Origin of the sequence: Pseudoalteromonas distincta (genome assembly GCF_005877035.1) — a bacterium.
Lineage (GTDB): Bacteria > Pseudomonadota > Gammaproteobacteria > Enterobacterales > Alteromonadaceae > Pseudoalteromonas > Pseudoalteromonas distincta.
The window spans coordinates 275,044-292,739 of the sequence record NZ_CP040559.1 but is presented as its reverse complement, the minus strand read 5'-3'; the positions used below and the strand labels follow the sequence as shown (position 1 = coordinate 292,739).

16 protein-coding genes and 1 pseudogene are annotated in these 17,696 nt (G+C 38.6%); 6 read left to right on the top strand and 11 right to left on the bottom strand.

Translation table 11 applies throughout. The annotated features are described in order from the left end of the window. Positions 1 to 34 precede the first annotated feature (34 nt). Positions 35 to 187, bottom strand: a pseudogene (locus tag FFU37_RS18025) (glutamate synthase small subunit); the annotation flags it as partial. Positions 188 to 323: 136 nt separating this feature from the next. On the opposite strand from FFU37_RS18025, the gene FFU37_RS18020 reads away from it, so the two are divergent. Then, on the top strand, positions 324 to 1,502 hold the full coding sequence (locus FFU37_RS18020) for a hypothetical protein (protein ID WP_138490194.1): 1,179 nt from the start codon (positions 324 to 326) through the stop codon (positions 1,500 to 1,502). A gap of 608 nt (positions 1,503 to 2,110) precedes the next feature. On the opposite strand, the gene FFU37_RS18015 is transcribed toward FFU37_RS18020, so the two are convergent. The 7 genes from FFU37_RS18015 to FFU37_RS20455 form a co-directional block, all read right to left on the bottom strand. Next, positions 2,111 to 2,584 carry a hypothetical protein gene (locus tag FFU37_RS18015; RefSeq protein ID WP_138490193.1) on the bottom strand — a complete coding sequence of 158 codons (474 nt, stop codon included), beginning with the start codon at positions 2,582 to 2,584 and terminating at the stop codon, positions 2,111 to 2,113. Between the two features lie 14 nt (positions 2,585 to 2,598). Then, positions 2,599 to 2,988, bottom strand: a complete 390-nt coding sequence (locus tag FFU37_RS18010; RefSeq protein WP_175413926.1) for a hypothetical protein — start codon at positions 2,986 to 2,988, stop codon at positions 2,599 to 2,601. Positions 2,989 to 3,147: 159 nt separating this feature from the next. Beyond that, positions 3,148 to 4,308, bottom strand: a complete 1,161-nt coding sequence (locus FFU37_RS18005) for an IS30 family transposase (protein WP_138490191.1) — start codon at positions 4,306 to 4,308, stop codon at positions 3,148 to 3,150. Between the two features lie 91 nt (positions 4,309 to 4,399). Continuing rightward, on the bottom strand, positions 4,400 to 4,696 hold the full coding sequence (locus FFU37_RS18000) for a hypothetical protein (protein ID WP_138490190.1): 297 nt from the start codon (positions 4,694 to 4,696) through the stop codon (positions 4,400 to 4,402). A 73-nt stretch (positions 4,697 to 4,769) separates the two neighbouring features. After that, on the bottom strand, positions 4,770 to 5,438 hold the full coding sequence (locus tag FFU37_RS17995; RefSeq protein ID WP_138490189.1) for a hypothetical protein: 669 nt from the start codon (positions 5,436 to 5,438) through the stop codon (positions 4,770 to 4,772). Positions 5,439 to 5,715: 277 nt separating this feature from the next. Continuing rightward, positions 5,716 to 6,978 carry an SNIPE associated domain-containing protein gene (locus FFU37_RS17990; RefSeq protein WP_138490188.1) on the bottom strand — a complete coding sequence of 421 codons (1,263 nt, stop codon included), beginning with the start codon at positions 6,976 to 6,978 and terminating at the stop codon, positions 5,716 to 5,718. Between the two features lie 10 nt (positions 6,979 to 6,988). After that, entirely contained in the window at positions 6,989 to 8,395 is a 1,407-nt protein-coding gene (locus tag FFU37_RS20455; RefSeq protein WP_138490187.1) for an SNIPE associated domain-containing protein, read from the bottom strand. Positions 8,396 to 9,009: 614 nt separating this feature from the next. On the opposite strand from FFU37_RS20455, the gene FFU37_RS17980 reads away from it, so the two are divergent. Beyond that, positions 9,010 to 9,495 carry a hypothetical protein gene (locus FFU37_RS17980; RefSeq protein WP_010554987.1) on the top strand — a complete coding sequence of 162 codons (486 nt, stop codon included), beginning with the start codon at positions 9,010 to 9,012 and terminating at the stop codon, positions 9,493 to 9,495. Between the two features lie 41 nt (positions 9,496 to 9,536). Here the strand turns inward: FFU37_RS17980 and FFU37_RS17975 are convergent, their stop codons facing one another. Beyond that, positions 9,537 to 10,742: an anhydro-N-acetylmuramic acid kinase gene (locus FFU37_RS17975; protein ID WP_138490186.1), complete on the bottom strand. Its 1,206-nt coding sequence runs from the start codon at positions 10,740 to 10,742 to the stop codon at positions 9,537 to 9,539. A gap of 149 nt (positions 10,743 to 10,891) precedes the next feature. On the opposite strand from FFU37_RS17975, the gene FFU37_RS17970 reads away from it, so the two are divergent. The 4 genes from FFU37_RS17970 (at position 10,892) to FFU37_RS17955 (ending at position 15,107) form a co-directional block, all read left to right on the top strand. After that, positions 10,892 to 11,386, top strand: a complete 495-nt coding sequence (locus tag FFU37_RS17970) for a GNAT family N-acetyltransferase (protein ID WP_138490185.1) — start codon at positions 10,892 to 10,894, stop codon at positions 11,384 to 11,386. Between the two features lie 179 nt (positions 11,387 to 11,565). Beyond that, positions 11,566 to 12,594, top strand: a complete 1,029-nt coding sequence (gene curA, locus FFU37_RS17965; protein ID WP_002962785.1) for an NADPH-dependent curcumin/dihydrocurcumin reductase — start codon at positions 11,566 to 11,568, stop codon at positions 12,592 to 12,594. A gap of 50 nt (positions 12,595 to 12,644) precedes the next feature. After that, positions 12,645 to 13,262: a glutathione S-transferase family protein gene (locus FFU37_RS17960; protein WP_024597791.1), complete on the top strand. Its 618-nt coding sequence runs from the start codon at positions 12,645 to 12,647 to the stop codon at positions 13,260 to 13,262. A 225-nt stretch (positions 13,263 to 13,487) separates the two neighbouring features. After that, positions 13,488 to 15,107, top strand: coding sequence for a methyl-accepting chemotaxis protein (locus tag FFU37_RS17955; RefSeq protein ID WP_138490184.1), 1,620 nt, complete (start codon positions 13,488 to 13,490; stop codon positions 15,105 to 15,107). A gap of 72 nt (positions 15,108 to 15,179) precedes the next feature. Here FFU37_RS17955 and FFU37_RS17950 read toward each other — a convergent pair whose 3' ends face one another. Continuing rightward, complete coding sequence (locus FFU37_RS17950) at positions 15,180 to 15,488, bottom strand: YkgJ family cysteine cluster protein (protein ID WP_002962790.1); 309 nt, start codon at positions 15,486 to 15,488, stop codon at positions 15,180 to 15,182. A gap of 45 nt (positions 15,489 to 15,533) precedes the next feature. Continuing rightward, positions 15,534 to 17,462 carry a RecQ family ATP-dependent DNA helicase gene (locus FFU37_RS17945; protein ID WP_138490183.1) on the bottom strand — a complete coding sequence of 643 codons (1,929 nt, stop codon included), beginning with the start codon at positions 17,460 to 17,462 and terminating at the stop codon, positions 15,534 to 15,536. Between the last annotated feature and the right edge of the window lie 234 nt (positions 17,463 to 17,696).

Below are 17,696 nucleotides of genomic sequence, written 5' to 3'. Positions count from 1 at the left end.
AGATTCTAAAACTGTGGCCAAATTTTATTGACCACTACATAGCTACTAAATGAGAGCCGCGAACGATATCGCCACCAGCAAAGATTTTTGGACTTGTCGTTTGATGAGTAAATCCCCCTTGCCCCGGTGCGTTGATTCCGCCCAAGTGGTTAATTTCAACATCGTACTTTTCTAACCAATCCATTTTGCAAAATTAAATGGTGTCTTTACTTAGAAGGTGCAGAGTCCGTTTTATTGACTTTACTATAATTGATTTTCATTTGACTATTACCAATTATTCATTAGTATATTTTAAAATACCAACCCTTAACTATGATAGTTTGATGATAAAAAAATCTTTAATTTATGTGCCTCTGGTTGTAATGTCTTTGTTTAATTTCGGTTGCTCGTCTATTCCTGGTGGAGCAGAACCGCCACCTTCATTTAATTATTCATTTAGTGATAAGCTCTCTCTCTCAGATTCTGAAAAAAATTTAGTATTAACTTTATTAATTCAATCTGAGGTAGAAAGAACTCCTTTCGAGCCAACAGGCAATGGAAGGAAGATGAATCATTCGCTACTAGTTAATGATAGTTTATTGTCTTATTTCGGTCTTAATTCAACTTTCAAGCATCAGTTTAATGTTAAAGGTGAACAATTAATCACAGTGGATAAATCTGAACGCCATGGGCAATACAGTAAGGATTCAGATCCTTATTGTTTACTGTGTGATGATTTTGGTTTTTCTGATTATATTGAGAAGCTGCAAGCGAATCTTTCACAGCGTTTAGAGTCTCAGCTTTTAGATTTCTACATCCATAAATCAGCTTATATCTCGATCTCAAAAGACTTGAACCGCATTGCTGATAATTCAATAGTTGATGTTGTTGGTTTAGAAGGAATACTTCCTAAAGTGCTAGTAGATAAGTTGAATGACGGTGTCAAGATCTATGGGTTTTACAAAAATCCACCTCGTGATTACTACTACACACTAGATTTAGCCAAACAAAATTACAACCTGCAACGGAAATTAAAGCTTGGGTATCAAGTTAAAGCCAAGGTAGAACGATTACACTATCGTTCTAAAACAAAATACTTTGTTTATGACCAAATTCTTAATGAGGGCTTAGATTCGGTTCAGTTAAATATATCTGATATGCGCTTCAACTACATACCAAACAGTTTCTCAATGTCTGACAAGTCGATGGATGTTTATGTTGTCGGTTCTAAAATGCACATCAACAATAAAACTAATGAGTATTTAACTATCAATTCCGTAAATACTTATTACGATGAATCTAATACTTCAAATAATGACATTTCTTTAGTTGTGCCGCCTAAATCATCAGGTAGTGTTAATATTATTGATTTAGAAAATTCGGGTAATGCTTTTGTGAAGGTTGTAACAAAGGATCAAAAGGTTCCTTATGGCTTTTCTGTTAGTTATAGTGATTCTGATTTGAGTAAAAGGTTAACGTTGTTTAAGATTAACAATTATAGTATTCAAAATTATTATAATTAGCGTTACTACTTTACACATGAACTTAGTGATCTGACAAGACAAAATCGCTATGTAATTCTTTGGTTCTTTCCATAAAGAAATCACGTATTAATAAAAAAGGGGTTGTTAATCCCCTTTTTGCTATTTTAAATACTGAGCGTAATTTGCTCTTCACACTTTACTCAAAAGCATTAAAATGTTCGGGTAGAAGAAGCGACCAATATTATCGTATGTACCACAGTCGCTTGTGTGAAACCGATAGCGCCAAATGGAAGCAGTTAATTGAATACGTTATCAACACCAAAAATATAAATAACGCAGGCACTCACTCTAATTGAATAAAAAACTGTGTCACTACACTTACTTTTTAGGCGAAAATATATTTTTTGCTAACTAGTTACTTTTAACTCCCCCATTAAATGGATCATTGTTGCTATTAAACCTAAATTACACGCATGACTACAACTGGCACTCTCCAGCCACTCGACAACATAAAATATTGATAATTGGCAAAGTGTTTTACTGTGTCGGATGGCGCTTCGCTTATCCGACCTACACTGGCACAGAGCGAAAACAGGAGGGTCGTTCAAGCTCGTTTTTGGACAGAAACAATTTTGCCTCCTATATAACTACCTTATTTTACACCAAGCTTGTTTTGTCGTGACTCTTGATATGACTCCACCTGTTTGCCAAAATGAAGTTAACTTAAATAGAGCACGCTTTGATTTGGGTGACATATCAATTTGTGTAGTAACAAACCTTGTGTTGTATTCATTCTTCCACTTCTCAGAATATGGATTAGATTTAAAAGTGATGTAAATTCGAGGATAAGACTCTATGTTCTCCTGACGAATGAAAATATCATTGTGATGGCCGTTTAGCTCATCATGAAATTCGTTTAGTTCTTCACTTTTGATAGATAAAGACTTCTTTGTTTTATCCCATTTAATATAAGAACTAGGAACACGTGAATCATCAAATGAACTACCAATCACGTCTATCTTGTCACAAATTAACTCAAAACTTTCTGGGTGAGAGGACACTGTTGTAGCATGTGCCCCCAAATTAGCCAACAATGATATAGCTATCAACATTTTTTTCATTATTAGTCGCCCCCCTATGTCAGCTTGATAAAACCAGAATTAGCGATCAATTTATCACTGTACGAACTATTTAATAATACTTTAACAGCTTCAAAAAACTGCTCAGAACTGGACTCTTTTCCAATGGTAATAATTAGGTCACTGCCGTTATGTGTTAATTTAGCAACGCAATCTAAATCTTCTATATCTTCAACTAGTGCTGAAAAATACATCTCATAATTTTCATCTTCTGGCATGAACGGTCTAATTACACTTAGGTCTGACTCATTGATTTTTCGAATTGATAATTGATACTGCATCATATTACCTGTATGCATAACGTTGTTACTAAAAGAATTGCTCATAAAGTAACAAAGCAATTTAATAAAGGGAAGGCTTGAAAAGTCTTTAAGAATTTCCGACAATGTTTATCGCTCAAAACCGACCTACAGAGTATTCATTTTAACGTATTATAGGGTAGAAATGGGCAAGAAATACGTCTGCCCTACAGAGTTGAACTAATAGAACAAGATGACAATGACCGCTTATCGCTCTTTGCCGAAGTTCAGCTAAGTGCTGTGAGTTCAACCACTCGATGCAACACACTGATTAAATCGTTCCGCAGGTGTTTCGTAGTCTAGTGTTTTCCGCAGCCTCTCATTAAGTTGTTTGGCAACTTGGTTTAATCTTATCTGAGAATGCTCATTTAAGTTAGTTCCTTTTGGAAAGTATTGCCTTAATAGCCTATTTGTATTTTCATTGGAACCTCGTTGCCAAGGTGATTGTGGATCGCAGAAGTAAACTTGAATATCTGTAGCAAGAGTAAAGTCTTTATGATTAGTAAGCTCACATCCTCGATCCCAAGTTAATGATTTATAAAGCTCTGCAGGCAACTTTTCGGCTTGTTTTATCAACGCTTCTATTACTGGTTTTGTTTTATTACTAGGTACTTTCGCTAACATCACATACCTAGAGTGTCGTTCAACTAGGGTCGCGATGAAGCTGTTTCCTGAGCCTTGGATCAAGTCCCCCTCCCAATGGCCTGGAACAGCTCTGTCTTCAACATTTGATGGCCTTTCACTAATTGGTACAGCGTCGACTATCTTTCCTAACCCTTTACCTTTAAGAGTGGCATGCTTTGATTTCCTGACTACCCGCTGCGTTCGTAAATGCTTTTGTAGCTCTTTTTTTAAAGCACCGCGGGTTTGTATATATAGGGTTTTATATATTGTTTCGTGCGACACATTCAAATCTTCATTATTGGGATATGTTCGCCTAAGCCAACCAGATATTTGCTGAGGTGACCATGCAGATTCCATCTTTTGAGCAATGATTAAACATAATGCTTTGTTGCCATACAGCTTACAAGGCTTAGGGCGTTTAGCATTTTCCCAAGCAACTTTGTCAGCTTTACTCGCTCGATATTTTTTAATCCCACCGTGGCGGTTTACTTCACGGCAAATAGTTGAAGGAGAGCGATTAAGATATCTCGCTATTTCTCGAAGTGACTTACCTGCTGCTAACCCTCGTGAAATGTCTTCTCGTTCTGCAAGAGTTAGTGTTGCTGGTGAGCGTTTGGGCTCAAGCGGCCGAACACCACCTGCTTTATGGATAATACCTAATATAGATGAATGGTATCGATCAAATAACCTTGCTATATCATGCGCACTATCACCACGCTGATATCGATCCCAAATTAACCTTCTTTGTTCTGCATTATAATAAATACGCTTTCTCTGTTTCATATAAACGCTCCTTTAACTAATAATAAGGATAGCGTTGCATTCACCAATTGAAACCACAGCCATAAGCGGACAGTGGCATCATAGTCATTTGTTAGTTGTTTTTTAAACCTAAAGATGAAACCATATTTACATACATTTTCATTGCAGCACCATAATTTTTGATAGTTTTAGGTGATACTTGCTTAGCCTCTGCTAATCGATTAGATAGCTCGAACACATCATTTTCATTAGATAAAATACTGGGAGAAATTGTGATGTTTAGATGTTTAGAAACACCGTTTAAATAAGAGATATAAGACTTACGTGAATCTGCAACCACGTCATTATCACCAACACCGCATTTTTTTATATATTCTTTATACTTACTCAAATGTTGAATCTGAATCATACTCAATTCCTTTGAAACAGCTAACTTTTCAATAGCGAAGCAGCCCTACTTGTATGCGTCCCAGCGAAAGACGTTAATTGACGAGTTCATTCAGCTCTTGGCCTAATTTAACGCAATGTGATCTAATTGAATTAATAAACTCTACTAGTTTTTCATCTCGAATTGATTCGAAGTCCTCACCTTTAAAGGTGAACGAATCGAATACTACCCCATGATAATTCTGAGTATCAAAGCCAATACTATATTTTGGTTTGACAAGGCTGATATGTTTTACGGTATTTGTAAAAGCGTGAACATACTGATATTCGAAACTTTTCTGAAAGGCCTCTAGCTTTGATTTGTATTCTGGATTCATCATCCTTTTGACAACACCATTAAATGAGATAGAGTGAACGCTTCTAATTTCTGGGTCAGTCGATACTGCTATAATTTGGGCTAATATTTCTGGAAGCGTATGGACAGTTGTTGCCGCTGCGACCAAAGAAAACTCTCTTATACAACGAGCTTTTTCAAACTCTACATCGCTCTCCTCTGAAAATAATCGATTCATCATTTCTGCAACATCTTTATCTTTTCTACCTGAATATTTTGAAAAGACCTCATCAGCTGTATAAACATGATAAAGTGCTGCTTTACTTTTCCAGTCGAATGAGTCCATGCATATGACTGCTCGCTCAATACTGTCTTTATCATGGGTAGCTTTTAACTTTTCTCTGAGAGCTTTTAAATTCCAAGATGCCAAATTTCCCCCTAGGTGCTAACCGCTTTATCAAAAGACACTTTCCCTATTTTAGTGCGAAAACGTCCCTATTTAATGATTTCTTATTATTAGCAAATAGTGTAAGTATTGCCAGCTTTAAATATCACTCTTCAGAAAGATAGTTTTACTATGTGAAAGAAGGGAAAGTATCTATTAATACCCTTAACTAATGCCAATTAACCCTGAATGACCGCTAATCGCTCAGTGCCAATTACCATCACTCAAAAAGGTAAAAAATGGTAAGACGCTAGCGAAGTATCTATGCCACCTCTAACATATCAGTATTTTTACGTGGCTCCAATTCGAGTTCGAATTCATGTTGATAGTTATCTAGTACTTTAATAGCATTCAAAACATCAACTTTAAAAAACTCTTTACGATGATTTACTAGGTTAACTCTTTCCTTACTGAATTCGTTGTGTAAAAACTTCTCTAAGGTCGGTGCATCTTCTGAATATATATACGCATGTATATAAAATAATTCTGGCACTGAGGCATCACCAAGCTCTTTGATTCGCTCATCTGGATCCGCTCTTCTAGTCATGCCAATTTTTATAACCCCATCCCCAAAAGATAATTTATTAGAGATTATATAAACGTAGCCAGCTCGTGTTTGCTGAGCGAGTGATTGCGATCGAACTTCTCGCTTCTGTAATGCTTCTAACTCTAATTTGTGCAGCTCGTAGAGTTCTCTTTGCTCTTCTGACGCCGTCTCTAGATTGATTAATTCCTGTTCAACCAGTTTTTCCATAACCTCGCGGGCTCTCCTCGCTTTTTTCGCAGCAGCAATTATACGTTTTTCTTCTCGCTCAGCTTCTTTTGCGATACGAGCTTCTTCACGTTGCTCTTCTTTAATGTCTGCTTTAATTTGGTTTAGTTCATATATTAATCTGAGCTCTTTATTTTTTAACTGGAAATAGCCTTCAGCTAATTGTGTCTTAACTATGCGACCTGAGTTATTTATATCATCGAAAGTTTCTCGAGCGCGTTCAGATAGTCGATTAATATTGTTCCAATCTACTATCGAAGCAGCCGCTTTAAATTCATTATCTAAACAGCGGATACGGAGCTTAATTTCGCGATTAAATAGTTTTGTAGCACCAGCTTTACTTCCGTTTACTCGTACATCACCACCCATACGGCATATACAAGCTGCTTTATTTCTGATCATTCCTTTTATATCTTCTTTAACCTGAGCTAATTCCGATTCAATTTTTGTTACATCTGTCGTTTTTGATAGAAACGAGTAGGAGGTATTATCAGAGGTGCCCACGCCGAGCTTGTACAGTGAAAGCTTTTTTTTGTTGTCACGTAGTCTGTTATATTTATTATTGTAAGTAACCTGCAAGTCTGAATATTTTTGCTTTAATTGTTTTAGCTTTACTTCTGCCTTTGATACAGGAAAGTAAGCGTCTCTAACTATTTCGTCTTCCAGAATGGTCTTTTTTAGTGCTGCACATGACTTTCTCCAAAAGACCCCCCCCCCTAATACACTAATTAATAATAAAATTGTTACAGTCATGGTGATATCCTTATATTGATACAGGAAGAGAGTTAGGAGTGTCGTCGTGCTCTAGCTTATCCATTGCTTCACGAATCAAAACACTTTCTCTAAATTCTTTTGCTTCTACATCGAAGAACCAATCGCTTTGAATTTTAAGCTCATCCATCGCTACTTTTACTTCCTCGGGGCTTATTTTAAAAAACTCTTTTCGATTGTTTTCCACATTTACTCGTTTTGGGTCAAACTTTCGGTGAAGTTTTTTCTCTATTTCAGGCGCGTTTTGAACAAATGCCATAGTATGGACATCGAATTTAAATGGTACACTTGCGTCACCAAGCTCATTAACTCGATCCATTGGTTCGAGTCTTCGAGTCATTCCTATTTTAACAATACTTTCGCCAAAGCTGCCTAGGTTTGAAATAACATATATATAACCTGCTTTTGTGATCTGCGCTTGAGAGGTCGCCCGTTGAAATTTATTTTCCAACTTAGCTATTTCAGCCTTCATCTTGTAGATCTTGTCTTGCATTACTTTGGCACTTGCCCCATGAAGCTTTAAAGCTAGGGTTTGGGCTTTTTTCAGATCTGAACTTCGATAAGATATCTCGTCTTCTAAGTCATCGGTTTCATCTGCAGATTGTTGGTTTTGTTCACGGAGGATAGCTTGTTGCTTTTTCCTCTCTGCTTTTTGTCTTTCTCTATGCGATAGTTCTCGGTGCCAAGCGTTTAGCTCATTGATTTTGAGGTTAAAGAACTCAGCTGAAATGGTTACATTAGCTGTCTCGCTTAGTTTTCCTAATTGTTCGTTTACTCGGTGTAGTTTATTAACTGCCGTTTCATAAGTTGAATGGCGCATTTTTTTTCGTATGGCATCAAATTCTGCATTGAATGCTTTGAGCAAAAGGTAGCGGTAGTCTTCGACCATTTTTGCCCCGGTCTTCTCACAACCAAACCACTCCCATTTTGTATATGCGTCCGTTGCGAGGCCCTTGCTTATGAGATTGTACTGATCTGTAAAACATTTATTTATTTGAGCTTTTAACTCTTCTCGATCATCAAACCTATATACCGGTGGTAGTAATCCGACTTCTATATACAACCTTTCTAATTCAAGTTTTTCAACAGATTTATCAAGATCTTTAAGATGCTCTTGACCAGATGAGATCTTATAATTCACTTCTTTGCTTTCGCGCTCAAACTTGGACACCTGAACTTCAACAGATTCCTTTTCAAGGTTTTCCTTTTGACGTTGAGTCTCAGCTATTTGTTCAGTTCGTTTTGTGTAATTAGACTTCGCTTTTATGGCGAGAACAATTATTATTACACCAAATAGGGCCCATAAGACGTTATGTATATCTATTCCTTCGATCATATTTCCCTGCGTTTTATTATGCTTTTTGATTACTTTATCTTGTGTATAGAATATGTTCAACATTACACCTTTGAACAATTCGATTAAAAGTATCGATTTCGAAGTGACTAGTGCAATAATAAACAACCATACAGCTCTTTCATTTTTGTATCTACTAAGTGCTTTTACTTAGACTTAGTAGCTGTAACCACCGAAAAAAGAATCAAATCGAGACTTAATAAATCAAAAATTATGACTGACTGTTTATCGCTCATAACAGCCTTACTACATTGTTAGTGTCAGATAGCTTAGCTTGTGATGGCACTCTTTTAATTTATGCTACAAAAATAAACCGCTATCCATAGTATTAAATCAAAAAAGATAAAGCATGAAATTTTAGATTGGCATCTCGATTTTATGTTTTAATTAGTTTAAGCCTAAAAACCAAATTCCAAACCTTATGAAAAAAACCTAAATAAGGAACGGAAGCACCATCAATGCAAGCCTTACCACATATGGCTCTTCATTCCAGATGTGTGAAAAACCATTCCAAAACCGAATGGGAAAGAACAAAAAGATCCTCTTTGATCAAACTACTCAATAATTGTACTAAATAATGCAATTAGTCATAAATCTGTAACTTTGATCCGCGATAATCTCTATCCGATAAATGAATAGACTCAAGAAGATTAAGTAAGATGAGTACACCCTTAGTGCAACTAACATTTGCACTGCAATCATTTGATGATTCCATGTCTGCGGCGATGAGCCACGCTATGGAATATGAAAAGCTATCGCTAAAAGCCAATGCTGCGCATAACATTACGCTGCAGTGTGTGTTGCCTGATGGCGCAAATGAGAGCGATGTTATTTCACTAAGTGCAACGCAGCCCAGTGCGCGTGGGGCGCAGTATTTTACTGAAAAAACGCTGAGCAATGCAGACCTTGAATCTGGTACTGTAAATCTTACTTTAAGTAACATTACACAAAGCCAGTGTTTTGTAGTGCAAATGATGCTGCACGGAAAAAACACGACCTTAAAAGAAAGCCAGCAACTCGATGTGTACATTAAAGCATTTGAGCAAGGCTATATTCCTGAACAAATAAAAACTGAACATACCAAGTCACAGGGCGTTCGTAGCTACTTTGCGAGTATGGGTTCTACGTTTTTATCGCTGTTTTAATGCTGGCTGCACTTAAATTACGCGACGCTACTTATAAGTTATTAATCTGCAAAACTTACTTTACCCATAGTAACTCCAGCGATACCCTGCGCGGTATTACTTAGGTGTTGCTGCTCTCCGGCTAGGCATTCGTTTGCTAAAATGGCAAATAGTACGGCCTCTTTGGCATCGGGGTTTATACCTAAATCGTCGGTATTTTTAAAAGCCTTAATACGTGGGCAAAGCGCTGTAAGTTGCGCCATTAGTAATGGGTTATGAATACCGCCACCACTTGCATACACCACACAATTTTGTTCGCGCTCTGCACACTCGTTTAATGCATTTGCTATAGCGGTTGCTGTAAAGGTATTTAAGGTGGCCATTACATCTTCATGGCTTAAGTGCTGTGTATTTGTAAGCTGCTGTGCGGCGTTTAAATACGCTAAGTTAAATACTTCAGGCCCTGTAGTTTTAGGCATTGGAAGTTTAAAAAATGCGTTACTACACAATGCATTTAATAATGGTGTATTTACCTTGCCTGCTTTTGCTATTTTTGCGCCATCGTCATAATGCATATCTTTAAAATGTTGCTGCACGTAGGCATCCATAATGGTATTACCGGGGCCAATGTCGGAGCTAAATACACCGTTTGCATCACCATTTTTGGGTAAAAACGTTAAGTTAGCTATGCCGCCCATATTTAGCAAAATCCGACTCTCAGCAGCGCTCGAAAAATACAAATAATCGCCATACACAGCCAGTGGTGCGCCCTCGCCTCCTGCGGCTATGTGTTTTTGCCTAAAATCACCAATGGTTGTAATACCCGTAGTAACGGCTATTTGGTCGCTATCGCCAATTTGTAAGGTGCCATTAGTAAAGCTTTTGTGATTATGCTGCGACTGTGGGCAGTGGTAAATGGTTTGCCCGTGGCTTGCTATTACATCAATACTTGCTGGGTTTATATTCCACTTAGCTAAGCACTGATTAACCATATTGCCATGGAGTTTACCTACCCACGGGTGCAGTAAAGTTACAAGCTCTAAATCGCACTCTCTTTTGGCAAATACCTGCTTTATTTTAGTTTTATAATCGTCGTTGTAGTCAACGGTGGTAAAATTTAAAACCTCAATGTGAGTATTTAAGCCCGCGCCCGTTACTTTACACAGTGCAACATCAAGCCCGTCCAACGAGGTGCCGCTCATTAAACCAATAATTAAACGGCTTGGTTTTAGGGCGCTGTTATAAAGCGCTTTAATGTGAGGGTGCATAATGGCATCTAAAATAGGTGTAATATTTTGCTTATATTAGAGGACTTTAAAACAAAGTAATAGCCGTAAAGAGTTTAATTTAGGTTCTGATTGTTTAACTCTTAAATGATTGTTAAGTTAGTGTGCATACTAAAAATTTATGAAAAAATATGATCACCCTCAGAGAGTTTAAAGCCCAAGACGCGCCTTTTATTATTAACACCTTAAATGATGAACAGGTAACGCGTTATTTATCGTCAAAAATTCCGTTTCCGTATACGCAAGCCGATGCAAACTGGTGGATAAGCCAAGGCTCAAAAAATGGGATTATTAAGGCCATTGTTGTAAATGGGGAATTTGCGGGCTGTATTGGTATAACTCCCGGCGAATTTGAATACAGCCACAGTGGCGAAATTGGTTATTGGCTTAATAAAGTCTATTGGGGGCAAGGTATTATTACTCGCGCTATTGAACTTATATGCAATGAAGCGTTTGCAAGCTCACACTTAAACAGAATTTTTGGTGCCGTGTTTGCTGGTAATACCGGCTCTATGAAAGCACTTACTAAGAGCGGCTTTGAGCAAGAGGCTGTGCTTAAACAGGCTATTTATAAAAACGGGGTATTTTACAACAATCATATATTTAGTAAGCTCAAAGCAGACTAATTACTCTAATTAAATTTGCGCAAAGGTTGAATTATCAACCACCCGCCCAAAACTCCTTTATTAAGGTACGCATTGTACATATTCATACTGCTTAGCCGCGCATTATTGTTTAGCTGAACACGATTTTTAAAGCGTAAACATTCGGTAAGTAGTTTCTTTATATTAATAGGAGATCTTTTATGTCTACGACTAGTCGCCAACTTACTCTTGAATCACGCCCTAATGGCGCTCCAACAGATGAAAACTTTAAATTAAAAACGGTAGAGCTTCCTGCATTAAAAGACGGCGAAGTTTTACTACGTACTATTTACCTATCGCTAGACCCGTACATGCGTGGTCGTATGAGCGATGCTAAGTCGTACGCTGACCCTGTTAATATTGGTGATGTAATGGTTGGCGCAACAGTGTGCCAAGTAGAAGAGTCTAAAAACGATAAGTTTAACGAAGGCGAATGGGTACTTGCCTACACCGGTTGGCAAGACTACGCCATTACCGACGGCGAAGGCTTAATGCAGTTAGGTAAAGAGCCTGCAAACCCTTCATACGCATTAGGTATTATGGGTATGCCTGGCTTTACTGCTTACATGGGTTTACTTGATATTGGCCAGCCTAAAGAAGGCGAAACCGTAGTTGTTGCAGCAGCAACAGGTCCAGTAGGTGCAACGGTTGGTCAAATAGCTAAAATTAAAGGCTGTAAAGTAGTGGGTGTTGCTGGTGGTAGCGAAAAATGTGCACACGCCGTTGAAAAACTAGGGTTTGATGCCTGTATTGATCACAAAGCTGATGACTTTGCAGAGCAGTTAGAAAAAGCCTGTGATAAAGGCATTGATGTTTACTACGAAAATGTGGGCGGTAAAGTATTCGACGCCGTACTACCATTACTAAATACCGCAGCGCGCGTACCATTGTGTGGTTTAGTATCGCAATATAACGCTACTAGCTTGCCAGAAGGCCCAGACCGTTTAGGTATGCTAATGGGTCAATTGCTTACTAAGCGTATTAAAATGCAAGGCTTTATCATTTTTGATGATTACGGCGACCGTTACGACGAGTTTGCACAAGACATGCAAAAATGGCTACAAGACGGAAAAATTCAATACCGTGAGCACATGGTAGAAGGCATCGAAAATACAGTAGACGCGTTCAACGATATGATATGCGGTAAAAACTTTGGTAAAACTGTGGTTAAAATTAATAACCCACTTTAATTTTATACGGCTTGTAAGGCAAAGCCCTTACAAGCCACAAAAGGACTGACATGATTAAACTACACCATTTAAATAAATCCCGTTCTAAACGTATAATTTGGCTTTTAGAAGAGCTAGATGTTGACTACGAAATTGTGGCTTATCAGCGTAATAAAGACACCTTCCTAGCACCTGACGAACTAAAGCATATTCATCAACTTGGCAAGTCACCGGTAATTGAAGATGGCGGTTTAATTATTGCTGAATCAGGCGCTATTACCGACTACCTTATTACTAAATACGGCAACGGTAAATTTGCTCCAAAAGTAGATACCGCTGAATATGTTGACTACCAGCAATGGCTGCACTTTGCAGAAAGCTCAGCAATTTTACCGCTTTTACTTAAAATGTTTGTACTAAAAGACGGCGCTAAAACACAGTTTTTAGAAGGCTATGCCGACGCTGAAACAGCCAAAGTAATTAGCTACTTTAACGACCGCCTAGAAGGTAAACGTTATTTAGTGGGCGATACCCTAACGGGCGCTGACTTTATGATGTCGTTTATTGTTGAAATAGTTAAAAACTCAGGTCAATTAGCGCACTTTAAAAACCTTGTTAAATACGACGAGCAATTACAAAGCCATGAGAAGTTTCATACAGCTAATGAGCTAGAAGCAAAGTACGACTAAACCTTTATATAATATTTTTATATAACAATAAGGAGCATTTTGCTCCTTTTTTAATACCTGTAAAATATGCCCCGCCAAAGTTACGCTTGTAAACTAAATTAACAATCACCTACCTTATTGCTAATAAAACTTTAATTAATAAGGCATAATGCTGCTATTGTTTAAGTATTTTCACTAATAATACAAGCTGCTCTTGCGCGTATTGACTCACACTTGGGATCAACCATGACCATAAACATGCGTTTAACGACCGGCTTTGGCGTAATTTTATCAATGATGATTATTTTAACCATTATTGGAATTTCGCGCGTTAGCCTTATTAATAATAATATTACCCACATGACCGACGTAAATTCGGTAAAGCAACGTTACGCAATTAACTTCAGAGGCAGCGTACACGACAGAGCAATAGCCGTGCGCGACGTAGTGCTAATTACCGAGCAAAGCAGTTTAAGTACCGTGTTAAATAACATACAAGAGCTAAACGCATTTTACCAAACGTCAAGCCGCGCTATGGCTAAGCTAATGGGTGATATGAATAGTGAAGAGCGCGCTTTAATCAATAAAATAAATCAAATAGAGCAGCGCACTCAGCCTTTCATTCAAGGTGTAATAAACGCTAAAAATGCAGGAAACCTAAACGAAGCTAAACGCATTTTATTAACCGATGCGCGCCCTGCGTTTACTCAGTGGCTAAATGTTATAAACCAATTTATAAACCTGCAAGAGCAAGCAAATCAAACCACTACTATTGATACTCTCGATATTGCCAGTTCATTTGAAATTTGGATGATTTCGCTCACCGCGCTTGCAATTTTAATAGGTGCAAGCGTTGCGTATGTTATTAGCCAACTGATCAGAAAGTCAGTAGGTGGCGAACCACAAGAAGCCGCCGAAGTAATTGCCCTTATTGCCCAAGGCGATTTAAGAGGTGATGTACAGTCGTGTTGCCCAAATAGCATGATGGCTTCTGTAGGGGTGATGCAATCTAAATTAAAAGCCATTGTAGATAGCATTATTAACTCATCTGAAGAGCTTTCTACTCACTCTGCAAGCGTAGCGTCTGGCTCGCAGCAAGCACTTAGTGCCGCTGACGCACAAGTAACTTATACAAACTCGGCAGTAAGCAGCCTAGAAGAAATGAGCCGCAGTATTAATGCTGTTGCAGGCTCTGTTAAACAAACAGAAGATAACTCAAAAATAACCGCACAATTATCGCAGCAAGGTAGTATTGCAGTGCAAAAAGTAGCGGCCGAAATTGAGCAAATTTCAGTAACCGTAAAAGCCACAGTTACCCAAGTAAACGTGCTGCAAGAACATGTAAAACACATTGGCGATATTTTAAGTGTGATCCGCAGCATTTCTGATCAAACAAACTTGCTTGCACTAAATGCGGCAATAGAAGCTGCAAGAGCAGGCGAAACAGGCCGAGGTTTTGCTGTTGTAGCTGACGAGGTAAGGCAACTTGCCCAGCGTACTGGTGATGCAACAGGCGACATTGAAAAGATGATTTTGCAAGTACAAGAAAACACGCAAGCGTCGGTAACAGCTATGGAAACCACAGTACCGCAAGTAGAAAATGGCCTAACGCTTACCCATGAGGCAAACGAGTTACTGCATCAAATACAGCAACAAGCTAACGACTCATTAAGTAACGTGCTTGAAATTGTTGAATCAACATCAAACCAAGTAGCCACCGTGGCGCAAATTAGTACCGGCGTTGAAGAAATTGCCAGTATGTCCAAAGAAACCAGCATGTCGCTTAACAGTAACGCACAAGAAGCCGTTGCATTAGCTGACCTTTCAAACACGCTTAAAAAGTATATTAGCTACTTTAAAGTTTAATTTTTTATAGTAAGTAATAAACAAAGGGGCTTTTAAGCCCCTTTGTTGTTTATGTACTTTAATAATAGCGGACTATATACCCGCTAAATCGCGCTCGGTAATACACTCGTCTGAGGCCATTTCAAACTCGCGGCAAACTAATGGGCGGTTTTCGTAAATGGAGCACATAAGCGTGTTGCGGTCGAGTGCTTGGCACCAACCGTCGTCAGCGCGTTTCATTACTTCGCTGCCCCATTTATCGTATTCTATATAGTTAAATGGCACGCCGGTGTCGGTTACTATGCGCACTTCTAATTGGCAACAACAGGCTTGGCAGTTAGCACACGTAACAGGCTCTGGGGTAGTAGAAATATTTTCAACGGGAATAACAATATGAGGCATAGTGGCTTACTTTTTTGAATAAGCCACTAGGATACAGTAACTAATTTAACGCGCTAGTAGTTTTGCTTTTATATCGCTGTAACGCATCTGCTCGCACAGTGCAAAACCACTCAATTGGCGCACTTTATTACGCGCAAATAACGGCACACTCATCCCCGCTAAAAAGCGGCATTGGGTTTCAATACCCACATTATGATTACCTTTGTCTGCCATATGCGCTAAAAACTCATCCACCTTTTGATAAATAAGTTGCTCGTCAATATATGCAGGCTCTATAGAGTATTCAAGCTTAACCGCATGGCCTCTACACACACTACAATGCCCACACTGCTGTGGTGCATTTTGATCGTCAAAATAGCGCGCTAAGTTATAGCTTAAACAACTTTGTAGCTCAAAAAAGCGTACCAGTGCAGCAATACGTTTAATTTCGGCTTGTTCTTTATCACTAAAGTAGTCGTGAAGTTGCTGGGCAAGTTCTGGGTTATTTATAACCTCGCTATGCACTTTGTATACTTGGGTAATACGTTTGGTTTCGAGCGTTATTAGGTTTTTTTCGGCTAGGTAATCAAGGGCTGCCACTACGCGTTTTCGATCAACCTGCGCGGCTTGCGTAAGGGAGTCAAAATTTAGCGTGCCCCATATTTTTTTAAAATCGGTATGGCTAAATATTTGTGTTAAAAATGCTTGGCGTTGCTCGTCAAACTGACTTAGTAGCTCGTTTTTATCAACCAAAAATTTGTACTTAAAATCAGCGTAGTAGGCATATTGCGGCGTTATAGCGCCTTGCATTTCAAGCTGTACAAGTAAGGTTTTAAGTGCCAGTTGGCGAATATTACTTTCGCTTGATAAGCTGTATTCTTGCATTTCCCATTGCTGGTGGCTTTGGCGAATATCGTTAATTACGTATTCAATACCGCTAAGCTCAGGGGTGTCGCCATATACAAAGTTTTCAACCGTATTTAGTCCATCCAAATTGGCAAGGGTGTAGCAGTTTGATGGATTGCCATCGCGCCCTGCTCGGCCAATTTCTTGGCTATAGTTTTCAATCGATTTTGGTAAATCGTAATGTATAACAAAACGAATATCTGACTTATCAACACCCATACCAAAGGCTATGGTTGCCACCACTACGTTAATTTTACCCGCCATAAAGTCATCTTGAATTTGCCAGCGTAGCGTATCTTCAAGCCCCGCATGGTAAGCAACGGCATGCACACCTTGTGCACTTAGCATATTAGCGACTTGCTCAGCGCTTTGCTGTAGCGTTACATACACAATACCAGGGCCACTTTGCGCGCGCACAATGTTGGTAAGCTCGGTGTTTTTATCGGCGGTTTTAACGCTCAACACACTTAAATCTAAATTAGCGCGGTAAAAGCCCGTTTGCACAATACACTCAGGCGATATAGCAAATCGCTCTGCCATATCGCGTTTAACTTTTTTAGTCGCCGTTGCCGTAAGCAGCAATACTAAAGGAATATTAAGCTCTTCGCGGTAACGTGGCAGTTTAAGGTAGTCGGGTCTAAAGTTATGGCCCCATTCAGATATACAGTGCGCTTCGTCTACCACTAACATCGAAAGCTTAACCTGGCTTATAAACTCTCTAAAACGCTCGTTTTTAAAGCGCTCAACCGACACCATTAATACTTTAATTTTACCATTTCGCACATCATTCATTACGGTGCTGCTTTGCATTTGATCTTGGCTAGAATCAAGGCTTGCCGCGTAAATACCTTTGCTATTTAAAAAGCTAATTTGATCTTTCATCAATGCAAGCAAAGGCGAAACCACTAACGTTAAATTTGGTAAATGCAACGCAGTTAATTGATAGCACAACGATTTACCCGAGCCGGTCGGAAATATAGCCAACGACGATTGACCATTTAAAAGCTGCTCTATAGTTTGTTGTTGCCCTGTTCTAAATTGGCTAAAACCAAAGTGCTGCTCAAGTGATTGAATTAGTGGCGTGGTCATAAATGTCCTTTTCGGTGTATTTAACAGCAATTTAACTGCACAGCTAAACTATAAGAAAGTGAGTATAACTTATATGCCTTTATTCAGCATTTTTTGCTGACATCACCTTTATTTAAGCGCAAAATAGAGCACTATAAAATGAGTAGTAACTGCTTGTTGCCAAAATAATTTATTGATACCCAAGTCATCTTAAAAAACTAATAAAAATACAGATCACTTGGGTATATTATTTTT